We start from the raw sequence: 14,076 nt of genomic DNA, 5'->3' as shown, positions 1-14,076 counted from the left end.
CGCTCGCCGCGCTTCACTGATAATCCACAGACATAACATAAACAACACCTCTCAATCTTGTACGGAGTTCACAATGAACAATGTTCTGGGATTTCTTGAAGCAAAACTGATGCCGCTGGCGGCGAAAACGGCCCAGCAGCGTCATCTTGGGGCCATTCGTGGGGCCTACGTTTCATTCATGCCGTTTATCATCGTCGGCTCCATCCTGCTGGTGATCTCCTCCTTCCCGAATCAGGCCTATCAGCAGTTTATGTCTCAGGCCTTTGGTGAGAGCTGGAGTGCGATTATAGAGATCCCGTTTAACGCGGTGTTCTCAACCATGTCGCTGTTTATCAGCTTCCTGGTGGCCTACCGCCTGGCTGAGCATTATGGCGAGGACCGCATCTCCTGCGGCATCCTGGCGCTGGTCGCGTTTCTGATCCTGACGCCCTTTATCAAAGTGGCGGAAAACGGCGGCATTACCGTGATGCCGGTGGAGTGGATTGGCAGCAAAGGGCTGTTCGTGGCGATGATCGGTTCCCTGCTGTGGACGGAACTGTTCTGCTGGCTGAAGCGCAAAAAGCTGGTCATCAAAATGCCGGACGGCGTGCCTCCTGCGGTGCAGGAGTCGTTCGCGGCCCTGATCCCGGCCCTGCTGGTGATGATTCTGGTGCTGCTTATCCGCATCATCTTTGAAAACACCCACTACCACACCATCCACCAGTTTATTTATGAAGTGGTTGCCACCCCGGTGCGCCACTACGGCACCTCTTATTTCGGGGCGCTGATGACCGTATTCAGCATCACCATTCTGTGGTCAGTGGGCATTAACTCAGGTTCGATGATCAACGGGATTATTCGTCCGCTGTGGATGGAGAACCAGACCGACAACATCGCCGCGATTCAGGCGGGAACGACGCCGCCGCACATCATCACCGAACAGTTTTTTGACATGATCTGGATGGGCGGCGCGGGCGCCACGCTGTCGCTGGTGATTGCGATGCTGATTTTCGCCCGCAGCAAAAACATGCGCGAAGTGGCGCGCCTCGGTGCGGGTGCCTCGGTGTTTAACATCAACGAACCGATCCTGTTTGGCCTGCCGGTGATCATGAACCCGATCATGCTCATCCCGTTCAATCTGGTGCCGCTGGTGCTGGTCACCGTGCAGTATGCGGCGATGAAAATTGGTGCGGTCGCCGTCACCACCGGGGTATTTATCCCCTGGACGCTGCCGCCGGTTATTAGCGGCTTTATCGTCACCGGGCACCTGAGCGGCAGCGTGATGCAGCTGATCAACCTGCTGATTGGCGCCATGCTGTACCTGCCTTTCATGCGTATCCTAGATAAACAGTACCGCGCGGCGGAAATAGCCAGCGTTACGCAAACCGACACCACCCTTGCAAAACAGGAGTAAAGCATGTGGGGAATTATCGCAACCTGGCGAATGGCGCTTGAAGGGGTAACGGAATCCGCGTCTGCCCTGGCTGCGGGCAAACCTGTCGCTGCGGCGGTAGTGGATGCCGTCGCCGCCGTCGAGGACTTTCCGTTTTATAAATCCGTCGGCTACGGCGGGCTGCCGACAGAGAACGGCGAGGTGGAGCTGGACGCGGCCTATATGGACGGCGACACGCTGGCGTTCGGTGCCGTGGGGAATCTGGTGGATATCGCCAACCCAGTGCGCGTGGCGCACGCGCTCAGCCGCCAGCGCTATAACAGCCTGCTGGTCGGCCAGGGCGCGCGCGAATGGGCGCTGAGCCAGGGCTTTGCCGATAAAACCATGCTCACGGATCGCGCCATGCAACACTACCGTAAGCGCTGCCGCGAAACGCTGGATAAGGGGTTAAGCCCCTACGACGGACATGACACCGTCGGCATCATCGGCCTCGATAAACAGGGCTCGATGAGCGTCGCCACTTCCACCAGCGGCCTGTTTATGAAAAAACGCGGTCGCCTCGGTGACTCACCCATCATCGGCTCCGGCTTTTACTGCGACAGCGAAACCGGCGCGGCCACCGCCACGGGCGTCGGTGAAGATCTGATGAAGGGCTGTACCAGCTACGAAATCGTTCGCCGGATGGCGCAAGGGATGACGCCGCAGCAGGCGGCGGATTCGGTGGTGTTCGAACTGGAAGACAAGCTGATGTCGCGCTTCGGTCGCGCGGGCGATCTCTCCGTGGTGTGCATGAACAGCAAAGGAGAATTTGGCGCCGCAACCAACATCAAAACCTTCTCGTTTGTGGTGGCGACGGCTCGCCAGCCCCTCACCGTTTTCCGTACTGAACGCCTGCGGGAGAAAACGCACTATCACGCGGTAGATGAGGAGTGGATGCAGGCCTATGCCGCGCGGATCCGCGCACCGATTGAGGAGTCATGATGATCACATACCAGTTTATCAACGCGCTTTCAGACGCGAAGCCGCAGAGCCATTTGATTGCGCGCGCTGACAGTTCCCTGTTACCGGATAGCGCTCTTATCGCTGAAATGCGCCAGCAGAGCACCGTCGCGGACGCGCGCTTTGGCTGCGCGCCGTTTGCCCGCATCACTCTGTTGCCGGATGCGCTCTGGCATGACGCCCTGACCGAAGGGTTGATCACGGCCCTGCGACCGCTGCTTACCGCCCCCGCCAGCGCCGAACTCGTGCTGGACGTGACGGATATCGACGATGTGGTGCTGGCGCAGGTACTGCGTTTTCTCTTTAATCAGGCGCACAGGCTCAGTGACCTGAAGCTGAAGAAGACGGACGAAGCGCTGCGTCTTACCTGCATCACTGCCCTCTGCCTGCCGGAACAGCAGGCGAAGCTGGAGACGACCTTCCGCCAGCAGCAGGCCATTGCGCTCGGCATGATCGCGGCGCGACGCCTGGCGGATATGCCGTCCGACCGCTGTACGCCGCAGTTTGTGGTGGAAGAGGCGCAAAAACTGTGTGCCGCCAGCCCTGCCCTGCGCTGCGAGGTGTTGGATGAAAAGCAAATTGTTGAGCAGGGGCTGGGGCTACTGCACGCCGTCGGCAAAGGGGCGACCTGCCCGCCGTGCCTGCTGGCTATTCACTATAACGGCGTGTCTGATGGCCCGGTGCGCTGCTACGTGGGAAAAGGCATTACCTTTGACACCGGCGGCCTGTGGCTGAAGGAAGGCGCGGGCATGTACACCATGAAATATGACATGTGCGGCGCGGCTAACGTGCTCGGGCTGATGCTGACCGTTGCGGAGCTGAAATTACCCGTGCGCATCATGGGCGTGCTGGCGCTGGCGGAAAACGCCATCGGCCCCGACGCCATGCAGCCCGGCACGGTGGCGATGGCCTGCAACGGCATTACGGTGGAAATCAACAATACTGATGCCGAGGGCCGGCTGGTGCTGGCAGACGCTATCGCCTGGGCGAGTCAGCGCCATCCGCAGGCGCACTATATCATTGATATGGCGACCTTAACCGGAGCGGTGGTGAAAGCGCTGGGGTATGAGCTGAGCGGGCTGATGACCCAGGATGAGCCGTTGCGTCAGGCACTGACGCTCGCGGGCAAACGGAGCGGCGACGAGGTGTGGTCCCTGCCGCTGGATGCGAGGCTGAGAAAGCAAACCGACAGCGCGATTGCCGATCTGTGCAACACGCCGACCAACAACGCGGCGATCAGCGCGTCGGCGGCGTGGCTGCTGCACCACTTCTGCCCCCCGACCATTCCGTGGGCGCATCTGGATATCAGCGGGACGGCGCTGTGGCGTGAGAACGGCAGAAGCGTGGCATCGGGAAGACCGATTCCGCTGCTGGTGGGGCACTTGTTCGGGGATCTTTAGCCGGGTGGCGATTGCGCCTTACCCGGCCTGCAAGGTATGACGGGTTTTCGTAGGCCCGGTAAGCGCAGCGCCACCGGGCAAAAAGCTCAAAGCTTAAGAATATCTTTCACAAACGGAATGGTCAGCTTGCGCTGGGCGGTAATGGAGGCGCGGTCAAGCTGATCGAGCGTATCAAACAGCGTGCGCATCTCCCGATCCAGACGCTTGAGCAGGAAGCGCCCAACGTCTTCCGGCAGTTCAAATCCACGCAGTCTGGCGCGCAACTGAAGTGCCTGGAGTTTGTCTTCATCCGACAGCGGTTGCAGCTTGTAGATTTGCCCCCAATCCAGACGAGACGCCAGATCCGGCAGCCCCAGACTGAGCTGGCGCGGCGGACGATCGCCGGTGATCAGCAGCCGGGTTTTGCCCGACTCCAGAATGCGGTTGTAGAGGTTAAAGATCGCCATTTCCCACGGTTCGTCCCCCGCCACGCATTCGATATTATCGATGCAGACCAGGGAGAGATGTTCCATGCCCTCCAGCACCTCAGGCACAAACCAGGTGCGTTTATCCAGCGGCACATAGCCTACCGCGTCACCGCGCGCCGAAAGCTCCGCACAGGCGGCATGCAGCAGGTGGCTGCGTCCCGCGCCTTCGCGTGACCAGATATAGATGTATCCGCTGTGTTCCTGGCGCAGCACGTTTTGCAGTGCAGCCAGTAAAGAGGGGTTATCACCCGGCCAGAAACTCGCGAAAGTTTCATCGTCAGGGAGATAAAGTGGCAGAGAGAGCTGTGCCGGTCCGTTCAGAAATACCTCAACCAGAGATCTTACATAAAATCGGAATGGAGTTTAACACGGAACCTGCAAGGAGAGAACCGGGCGATCCTTCGCCCGGCATGACGATCAATGTGGCGCTTTTTCGCTGTCGTCCGCGTCCAGCACCACCTCTTCCGGGCGGATCACCGAGATCAGCTTGAAAATCAGGCTCAGGCCGACGCCGACGATGGTCGCCAGCGCCATACCCTTCAGCTCTGCCGCGCCGATGTGCACCTTCGCGCCGCTCACGCCGATAATCAGGATAACGGAGGTCAGGATCAGGTTCTGCGCCTTGCTGTAATCCACTTTGGATTCAATCAGCACGCGAATACCGGAGGCACCGATCACCCCGTACAGCAGCAGAGAAACGCCGCCCATCACCGGCACCGGGATAATCTGGATCGCTGCCGCCAGTTTACCAACGCAGGAGAGCAGAATGGCGATGATCGCCGCGCCGCCGATAACCCAGGTGCTGTAGACGCGGGTGATCGCCATTACGCCGATATTCTCACCGTAAGTCGTGTTTGGCGTGGAGCCGAAGAAACCAGAGATGATGGTGGAGAAACCGTTGGCAAACATGGAGCGATGCAGGCCCGGGTCGCGGATCAGGTCGCGCTTCACGATGTTCGCCGTCACCACCAGATGGCCGACGTGCTCAGCAATCACCACCAGCGCAGCAGGAAGAATGGTGAAAATGGCGAACCATTCAAAGCGCGGGGTGTAGAAGGTTGGCAGCGCGAACCAGTGCGCCTCGGCAATCGGGGTGGTATCCACAACGCCCATCACGAAGGAGAGCGCGTAACCCGCCAGCACGCCGATCAGGATTGGGATAATTGCCATAAAGCCGCGGAAGAGGACGGAACCGAATACCGTCACGCCCAGCGTCACCAGCGAAATAATAATGGTTTTAGAATCCGGTGACTGACCGTCCGCAGGCAGCAGCCCAGCCATGTTCGCCGCGACACCCGCCAGCTCCAGGCCGATGACGGCAACGATGGCCCCCATTGCCGCAGGCGGGAACATCACGTCCAGCCAGCCGGTACCGGCTTTCTTCACGATGAAGGAGACCAGGCAGAACAGCACGCCGCACATGATGAAGCCGCCCAGCGCGACCTCATAACCCAGCGGCAGCAACAGCAGTACCGGGGAGATAAACGCGAAGCTCGACCCGAGATAGGCCGGGATTTTGCCTTTACAGATGAAGAGGTAAAGCAGCGTACCGATGCCGTTAAACAGCAGCACGGTAGCCGGGTTAATGTGAAACAGGATTGGCACCAGCACGGTTGCGCCAAACATGGCGAACAGGTGCTGCAAACTAAGCGGGATTGTCTGTAAAAGCGGCGGTCTTTCACTCACCCCGATAGCACGGCGCATCATAGTGTTTTCCTCTGAGTGTCATTGTTGGTTTTTATTCAAAAAAAAGCCGACTATCAAAGTCGGCTTCTTTATCGTTATTCGATTATTTAGTACCAAAAATCTTATCGCCGGCATCGCCGAGCCCCGGGATGATGTACCCGTGCTCGTTCAGTCCCTGGTCGACAGACGCGGTATAGAGTTCAACGTCCGGGTGCGCTTTTTCCAGCGCCGCGATACCTTCCGGCGCCGCAACCAGTACCAGCACTTTGATGCTGCTGCATCCCGCTTTTTTCAGCAGGTCGATGGTGGCGATCATCGAACCGCCGGTCGCGAGCATCGGGTCAACCACCAGCGCCATACGCTCATCGATGTTAGAGACCAGCTTCTGGAAGTACGGGACCGGCTCAAGCGTCTCTTCGTTACGGTAGATACCCACCACGCTGATACGCGCGCTTGGGACGTGCTCCAGCACGCCTTCCATCATGCCCAGACCCGCACGCAGGATTGGCACCACGGTAATTTTTTTACCTTTGATCTGCTCAACCTGTACCGGGCCGTTCCAGCCTTCGATGGTCACTTTTTCCGTTTCCAGATCAGAGGTCGCTTCGTAGGTCAGCAGGCTACCCACTTCAGAAGCCAGTTCGCGAAAACGCTTCGTGCTGATGTCATGCTCACGCATCAGGCCCAACTTGTGTTTAACGAGTGGGTGTTTCACTTCCACAATCTTCATTCTCTTTCTCCTCTGAGGTGGCATCCGCAAAAAAAATCGCGGGATTATACCGCTTTTTTCGGATTGCGCCATACCCATCTTGCTTGACATACATCAATCAAAAACAAAAAAGCCGGAGGCGAGGCTCCGACTTGGGGGCGGGATTCTGCCGGGTGGCGCTAACGCTTACCCGGCCTGGACATCCCGTAGGCCCGGTAAGCGCAGCGCCACCGGGCAATTATAGCTGCTCTCCGTTGCTGGCAATCACCTGCTTATACCAGTCGAACGATTTCTTCTTGCTGCGGTTCAGCGTACCGTTACCTTCGTTATCTTTATCGACAAAGATAAAGCCGTAGCGTTTCTTCATCTCGCCGGTGCCGGCAGAGACCAGGTCGATACAGCCCCACGGCGTGTAGCCCATCAGATCCACGCCGTCTTCCACCACCGCTTTTTTCATCTCGCGGATGTGGGCGGAAAGGTAGTCGATGCGGTACTGGTCGTTCACCGTGCCGTCGCTCTCCTGCACGTCGATCGCGCCAAAACCGTTTTCCACAATAAACAGCGGCAGCTGATAGTGATCCCAGAACCAGTTCAGGGAGTAGCGCAGCCCGACAGGATCGATCTGCCAGCCCCAGTCCGATTTCTGCACGTACGGGTTAGAAACCAGGCTCTTGCTCTCGTCGTAATCCAGCGTCGGATTATCCGCCGTCGCTTTGGTAGCGAAAGACATGTAGTAGCTGAACCCGATGTAATCCACGCAGCCCTGCGTCAGCGCCACTTTATCTTCTTCGGTAATATCCAGCGCGAAGCCGCGACGTTCAAAGTAGTTGAGCAGATGCTGCGGATACTTGCCGCGCACGTGAACGTCGGTGAACCAGTAGCGGCGATGCATGGCGTTCATCGCCATCATCATGTCGTCCGGGGCACAGGTCAGCGGATAGATGGGGCACATGGCAATCATGCAGCCGATTTGCAGTGACGGGTTGATCTCGCGCCCCGCCTTCACCGCCAGAGCACTGGCCACCAGCTCATAGTGCGCCGCCTGGAACATCACCGGCTCGCGATCTTCTCCCGGCGCATATTTCAGCCCGGAGTTGGTAAACGGCGCAAAGTCTTCGTGGAAGTTGGCCTGGTTGTTGATCTCGTTAAAGGTCATCCAGTACTTCACTTTATGCTGGTAGCGCTCAAAAACGACCTTCGCGAAGCGGACAAAGAAGTCGATCAGCTTACGGTTGCGCCAGCCGCCGTATTCCGTCACCAGGTGGAAAGGCATCTCGAAGTGGGAAAGCGTGATCACCGGCTCGATGCCGTGCTTCAGGCACTCGTCGAACAGATCGTCATAGAATTGGAGTCCCGCTTCGTTCGGCTCCAGCTCGTCGCCTTTCGGGAAGATACGCGTCCAGGCGATGGAGGTGCGAAAGCATTTGAACCCCATTTCGGCAAAGAGTTTGATGTCTTCTTTATAGCGGTGATAGAAGTCGATGGCTTCGTGGTTTGGGTAATTTTTCCCCTCCATCACGCCGTTGGTGATTTCACGCGGTACCCCATGGGCACCTGCCGTCATGACATCGGCAACGCTCACGCCCTTGCCGCCCTCTTTCCAGCCGCCTTCAAGCTGGTGCGCCGCAACGGCCCCACCCCACAGAAAACCTGCTTTAAATCCTGACATTCGCTATCCCTCATTCTGCGTTATTTTCTGCAAAAACAGTTACAGAAACCGGTTTCAGTTTGATGATGTGCAAAGGGGATTGCCGTTGCAAGCAGATCGCCGAAACCGGTTTCATTTTCGTGAACAGAGTCAAGTTTGTTGCCCTGTACAGGCCGCACAGAAAAAAAGATCCCCACGCCGAGAATAGGCTCGCAAACGTTTGCCTGGACTGTTAGAATTGCGCCGATTTTTCTTACTAGCTATGCAATCGCGTGGGGATTTAAGCCGTGACCAACAAAACTTCTCTCAGCTACAAAGATGCCGGTGTTGATATTGACGCAGGTAATGCGCTGGTTGACCGAATCAAAGGTGTGGTGAAAAAAACCCGCCGCCCGGAAGTGATGGGTGGCCTGGGTGGATTCGGCGCACTGTGCGCGCTGCCGCAAAAATATCGTGAACCTGTGCTGGTCTCGGGTACGGATGGTGTCGGTACAAAACTGCGCCTGGCGATGGATCTTAAGCGTCACGATACGATTGGTATCGATCTGGTGGCGATGTGCGTCAACGACCTGGTGGTACAGGGCGCTGAGCCGCTGTTCTTCCTGGATTACTACGCGACCGGCAAGCTGGACGTGGATACCGCAGCCAGCGTCATTAACGGTATCGCCGAAGGCTGCCTGCAATCCGGCTGTGCGCTGGTCGGCGGTGAAACCGCAGAAATGCCTGGCATGTATCACGGTGAAGATTATGACGTCGCAGGCTTCTGCGTCGGCGTGGTAGAAAAATCAGAAATTATCGACGGCAGCAAAGTGGCTGACGGCGATGTGCTGGTTGCGCTGGCCTCCAGCGGTCCGCACTCCAACGGCTACTCTCTGGTGCGTAAGATCCTCGAAGTGAGCGGTTGCGACCCGCTGACCACCGAGCTGGACGGCAAACCGCTGGCCGATCACCTGCTGGCCCCGACCCGCATCTACGTGAAAAACGTGCTGGAGCTGATTGAGAACGTTGACGTGCACGCCATCGCTCACCTTACCGGCGGCGGCTTCTGGGAAAACATTCCGCGCGTGCTGCCGGATAATACCCAGGCGGTGATCGACGCCTCCTCATGGCAGTGGCCGTCCGTCTTCAACTGGCTGCAAACCGCAGGCAACGTGAGCGAGCATGAAATGTACCGCACCTTTAACTGCGGCGTGGGCATGGTTATCGCCCTGCCCGCCAGCGAAGCGGATAAAGCGATTAAGCTGCTGACAGAAAAAGGTGAAAACGCGTGGAAAATCGGTACGATTAAAGCTTCCGATTCCGAACAGCGTGTGGTCATTGAATGAAAAACATCGTGGTGCTCATTTCCGGCAACGGAAGCAATTTGCAGGCAATCATAGACGCCTGCAAACAGAAGAAAATCAATGGCACCATTCGGGCAGTATTCAGCAACAAGGCCGATGCATTCGGCCTTGAGCGCGCGCGGGAAGCGAACATTCCTGCGCACGCGCTGGAAGCCAGCCAGTTCGCCGGGCGTGAAGCCTTTGACCGTGAGCTGGTGCAGGAGATTGACGCCTACGCGCCTGACGTGGTGGTGCTGGCAGGCTACATGCGCATCCTGAGCCCGGCTTTTGTTGCACACTACGCCGGACGACTGCTCAATATCCACCCTTCCCTGCTACCAAAATACCCCGGTCTGCACACCCATCGTCAGGTGCTGGAGAACGGCGATGAGGAGCATGGTACCTCCGTGCATTTCGTTACCGACGAGCTGGACGGCGGTCCGGTCATTTTGCAGGCAAAAGTACCGGTCCTTGACGGTGACAACGAAGACGACGTGACCGAACGTGTACAGGCTCAGGAACACGCCATTTATCCGCTGGTGGTAAGCTGGTTTGTTGACGGCCGTCTTGAGATGCGCGACGGCGCAGCCTGGCTGGACGGAGTGAAGTTGCCCCCGCAGGGTTATGCTGCCGAAGAGTAGTCTGTTTGAATTGCCCGGCGGCGCTTCGCTTGCACGGGCCTACGGTCCCGTAGGTCGTGGTAAGCGCAGCGCCACCCGACATCCCCTCCCCCAACCCTCTAAATTCCCCAATAAAAAAATAACTGTCATACTTTTCTGGCACTGTTGGACATATCGTGGAAATGCTCGCCATAATAAGGACGAGACGGATTTACCACGTCCTGTGATTGAACTGGAGTGTGAGCTGTAATGGGTCAGGAAAAGTTATACATCGAGAAAGAGCTAAGCTGGTTAGCATTCAACGAACGTGTACTTCAGGAAGCGGCCGATAAAACCAACCCGCTGATTGAACGTATGCGTTTTTTAGGCATCTATTCCAACAATCTGGATGAGTTCTACAAGGTTCGCTTCGCCGAACTGAAACGCCGAATCATCATCAGCGAAGAACAGGGCTTAAACTCCCACTCGCGACATCTGCTTGGAAAAATCCAGTCTCGCGTCATGAAAGCCGATCAGGAATTTGATGGCCTCTATAACGAGCTGCTGCTGGAAATGGCACGCAACCAAATCTTCCTGATCAACGAACGCCAGCTCTCCGCGAATCAGCAAAACTGGCTGCGCCACTATTTTAAACATTATCTGCGCCAGCATATCACCCCGATTCTGATCAACCGTGAAACCGATCTGGTGCAGTTCCTGAAAGATGACTACACCTATCTGGCGGTAGAAATCATTCGTGGTGAGACCATTAACTACGCGCTGCTGGAAATACCGTCTGATAAAGTCCCACGCTTTGTAAACCTGCCGCCGGAAACCCCGCGCCGACGTAAGCCGATGATCCTGCTGGATAACATCCTGCGCTACTGCCTGGACGATATCTTCAAAGGCTTCTTCGATTACGACGCGCTCAACGCCTACTCGATGAAGATGACCCGTGACGCCGAGTACGATCTGGTGCATGAGATGGAGGCCAGCCTGATGGAGCTGATGTCTTCCAGCCTCAAGCAGCGCCTGACGGCGGAGCCAGTGCGGTTTGTCTATCAGCGTGATATGCCGGACGCAATGGTGGAGATGCTGCGCGATAAGCTGACCATCTCCCGCTACGACTCCATTATTCCCGGCGGGCGTTACCACAACTTTAAAGATTTCATTGGCTTCCCGAACGTCGGCAAAGCCAATCTGGTGAACAAACCGCTGCCGCGCCTGCGCCATATCTGGTTCGATAAGTTCCGCAACGGGTTCGACGCCATCCGCGAACGGGATGTACTGCTCTACTATCCGTATCATACCTTTGAGCACGTGCTGGAATTGCTGCGTCAGGCCTCATTCGATCCGAACGTGCTGGCGATTAAAATCAATATTTATCGCGTGGCGAAAGATTCCCGCATCATCGATGCGATGATCCACGCGGCGCACAACGGCAAGAAAGTGACCGTGGTAGTTGAGCTCCAGGCTCGCTTCGACGAAGAGGCCAACATCCACTGGGCGCGCCGACTGACGGAAGCGGGCGTGCACGTCATCTTCTCCGCGCCGGGGCTGAAAATTCACGCCAAGTTGTTCCTGATCTCCCGTAAAGAGGGTGACGAGGTGGTGCGCTACGCCCATATCGGTACCGGGAACTTTAACGAGAAAACCGCGAGAATCTACACCGACTATTCGCTGCTGACTGCCGATGCCCGCATCACCAACGAAGTGCGTCGGGTGTTCAACTTCATTGAGAACCCGTACCGCCCGGTGAGCTTCGATTATCTGCTGGTGTCACCGCAGAACTCACGGCGCCTGCTGTACGATATGATCGACAAAGAGATTGCCAATGCGCAGAACGGCTTGTCGTCCGGCATTACGCTGAAGCTCAACAATCTGGTGGACAAAGGCCTGGTGGACCGCCTGTACGCGGCCTCCAGTTCTGGCGTTCCGGTAAATCTGCTCATTCGCGGCATGTGCTCGCTCATTCCGGAACTGGAAGGCATTAGCGATAACATCCGCGTGATCAGCATTGTGGATCGCTATCTTGAACACGATCGCGTCTATATTTTCGATAACGCCGGTGATAAGCGCGTATACCTCTCGTCCGCCGACTGGATGACGCGTAACATTGATTACCGTATTGAAGTGGCGGCACCGCTGCTGGATCCTCGCCTGAAGCAGCGTATCCTGGACATTATCGAGATCCTGTTCAGCGATACGGTGAAAGCACGTTATATCGATAAAGAACTCAGTAATCGCTATGTACCGCGCGGCAATCGCCGTAAAGTGCGCTCGCAGCTGGCGATTTACGATTACATTAAATCACTTGAGCAACCCGATTAACCTATGCCAATAAACGATAATACCCCACGCCCGCAGGAGTTCGCTGCGGTCGATCTTGGCTCAAACAGTTTCCATATGGTCATCGCCCGCGAGGTGGATGGCGCGATGCAGATCATCGGTCGTCTGAAGCAGCGTGTGCATCTGGCCGATGGTCTCGACGCGCGTAACATGCTGAGCGAAGAGGCTATGGAGCGCGGGCTGAACTGCCTGTCGCTGTTCGCAGAACGTCTGCAAGGCTTTTCACCGTCCAGCGTCTGCATCGTTGGAACGCATACGCTACGCCAGGCGCTGAACGCGCCGGAATTTCTTAAGCGCGCGGAAAAGGTTATCCCCTACCCGATTGAGATCATCTCCGGTAACGAAGAAGCGCGCCTGATTTTTATGGGCGTGGAGCATACGCAGCCGGAAAAAGGCCGCAAGCTGGTGATTGATATCGGCGGTGGCTCCACGGAACTGGTGATTGGCGAAGACTTCGAGCCGCGTCTGGTGGAAAGCCGCCGTATGGGCTGCGTCAGCTTCGCGCAGATGTATTTCCCGGGCGGCGTCATCACCCGCGAAAACTTCCAGCGCGCGCGCATGGCCGCCGTACAAAAACTGGAAAATCTGGCCTGGCAATACCGTATTCAGGGCTGGAACGTGGCGCTGGGCGCATCGGGGTCGATTAAAGCGGCCCATGAAGTGCTGCTGGCGATGGGTGAAAAAGACGGGTTTATTACGCCTGAGCGCCTGGTGAGACTCACCGAAGAGGTGCTTAAGCATAAGAGCTTCGACGCCCTGAGTTTGCCGGGTCTGTCCGACGAACGTAAAGCCGTGTTCGTACCGGGGCTGGCGATCCTCTGCGGCGTGTTTGACGCGCTGGCGATCAAAGAACTGCGCCTCTCTGACGGCGCCCTGCGTGAAGGCGTGCTGTATGAGATGGAAGGACGTTTCCGTCATCAGGATATTCGCAGCCGTACCGCGCAGAGCCTGGCCAACCAGTACAACATCGACCGTGAACAGGCGAAGCGCGTTCTCGAAACCACGGTGCAGATGTACGAGCAGTGGGAGGAGCAAAATCCTAAGCTGGCGCATCCGCAGCTGGCCGCACTGTTAAAATGGGCCGCCATGCTGCACGAGGTGGGGCTGAACATTAACCACAGCGGAATGCATCGCCATTCAGCCTATATTCTGCAAAACAGCGATCTGCCTGGCTTCAACCAGGAGCAGCAAACCATGATGGCGACGCTGGTCCGCTATCACCGCAAAGCCATCAAGCTCGACGATCTGCCGCGCTTTACGTTGTTTAAGAAAAAGCAGTTCCTGCCGCTCATTCAGCTGTTGCGCCTGGGCGTATTGCTCAATAATCAGCGACAGGCGACCACCACGCCGCCGACGCTGAAGCTAAAAACGGATGACTATCACTGGACGCTGAGCTTCCCGCACGACTGGTTCAGCCAGAACGCGCTGGTACTGCTGGATCTGGAAAAAGAGCAGCAGTACTGGGAAGCGGTCACCGGCTGGCTGTTGAAGATTGAAGAAGAGAGTTCTGAGGCGGCAGCGTAAC

Annotated in this window: 11 protein-coding genes; 7 read left to right on the top strand and 4 right to left on the bottom strand. The window is 57.0% G+C overall.

What is annotated here, in order from left to right; genetic code table 11:
• The first annotated feature begins 73 nt into the window (after positions 1-73).
• From celB to SK53_RS00525, 3 genes are read left to right on the top strand one after another with little or no spacing between them, the layout of a single operon-like run.
• Positions 74-1,393 (top strand): PTS cellobiose transporter subunit IIC, encoded by a 1,320-nt coding sequence (gene celB / locus SK53_RS00535; protein WP_023325032.1) that lies wholly within the window; start codon positions 74-76, stop codon positions 1,391-1,393.
• 3 nt (positions 1,394-1,396) lie between these two features.
• Positions 1,397-2,353 carry a N(4)-(beta-N-acetylglucosaminyl)-L-asparaginase gene (locus tag SK53_RS00530; protein ID WP_015572193.1) on the top strand — a complete coding sequence of 319 codons (957 nt, stop codon included), beginning with the start codon at positions 1,397-1,399 and terminating at the stop codon, positions 2,351-2,353.
• Complete coding sequence (locus SK53_RS00525) at positions 2,353-3,771, top strand: leucyl aminopeptidase family protein (protein ID WP_048208263.1); 1,419 nt, start codon at positions 2,353-2,355, stop codon at positions 3,769-3,771. Before SK53_RS00530 ends, SK53_RS00525 begins: the two co-directional genes overlap by 1 nt.
• Positions 3,772-3,857: 86 nt before the next feature.
• Here the strand turns inward: SK53_RS00525 and SK53_RS00520 are convergent, their stop codons facing one another.
• The 4 genes from SK53_RS00520 to SK53_RS00505 form a co-directional block, all read right to left on the bottom strand.
• Positions 3,858-4,559, bottom strand: coding sequence for a DnaA inactivator Hda (locus tag SK53_RS00520; protein ID WP_214598356.1), 702 nt, complete (start codon positions 4,557-4,559; stop codon positions 3,858-3,860).
• 96 nt (positions 4,560-4,655) lie between these two features.
• Complete coding sequence (gene uraA / locus SK53_RS00515) at positions 4,656-5,945, bottom strand: uracil permease (protein WP_048208260.1); 1,290 nt, start codon at positions 5,943-5,945, stop codon at positions 4,656-4,658.
• A gap of 82 nt (positions 5,946-6,027) precedes the next feature.
• Positions 6,028-6,654: a uracil phosphoribosyltransferase gene (upp, locus tag SK53_RS00510; RefSeq protein ID WP_003860560.1), complete on the bottom strand. Its 627-nt coding sequence runs from the start codon at positions 6,652-6,654 to the stop codon at positions 6,028-6,030.
• A gap of 217 nt (positions 6,655-6,871) precedes the next feature.
• Positions 6,872-8,302, bottom strand: coding sequence for a 6-phospho-beta-glucosidase (locus SK53_RS00505; protein WP_003860562.1), 1,431 nt, complete (start codon positions 8,300-8,302; stop codon positions 6,872-6,874).
• Between the two features lie 266 nt (positions 8,303-8,568).
• Between SK53_RS00505 and purM the strand changes: the two genes are divergently transcribed.
• The 4 genes from purM (at position 8,569) to ppx (ending at position 14,075) form a co-directional block, all read left to right on the top strand.
• On the top strand, positions 8,569-9,606 hold the full coding sequence (gene purM, locus SK53_RS00500) for a phosphoribosylformylglycinamidine cyclo-ligase (RefSeq protein WP_003860563.1): 1,038 nt from the start codon (positions 8,569-8,571) through the stop codon (positions 9,604-9,606).
• A complete protein-coding gene (gene purN, locus SK53_RS00495) occupies positions 9,603-10,244 on the top strand; it encodes a phosphoribosylglycinamide formyltransferase (protein ID WP_048208257.1) in 642 nt (213 codons plus the stop codon). Before purM ends, purN begins: the two co-directional genes overlap by 4 nt.
• Before the next feature lie 228 nt (positions 10,245-10,472).
• Entirely contained in the window at positions 10,473-12,533 is a 2,061-nt protein-coding gene (gene ppk1 / locus SK53_RS00490) for a polyphosphate kinase 1 (RefSeq protein WP_003860568.1), read from the top strand.
• A gap of 3 nt (positions 12,534-12,536) precedes the next feature.
• Positions 12,537-14,075 (top strand): exopolyphosphatase, encoded by a 1,539-nt coding sequence (gene ppx, locus SK53_RS00485; protein WP_032609813.1) that lies wholly within the window; start codon positions 12,537-12,539, stop codon positions 14,073-14,075.
• Position 14,076 lies beyond the last annotated feature (1 nt).

Source organism: Enterobacter sp. MGH119, from assembly GCF_001037675.1.
Classification (GTDB): Bacteria; Pseudomonadota; Gammaproteobacteria; order Enterobacterales; family Enterobacteriaceae; genus Enterobacter; species Enterobacter hormaechei_C.
The sequence above is the reverse complement of the archived record's forward strand: the minus strand, read 5'-3'. Positions and strand labels throughout refer to the sequence as shown.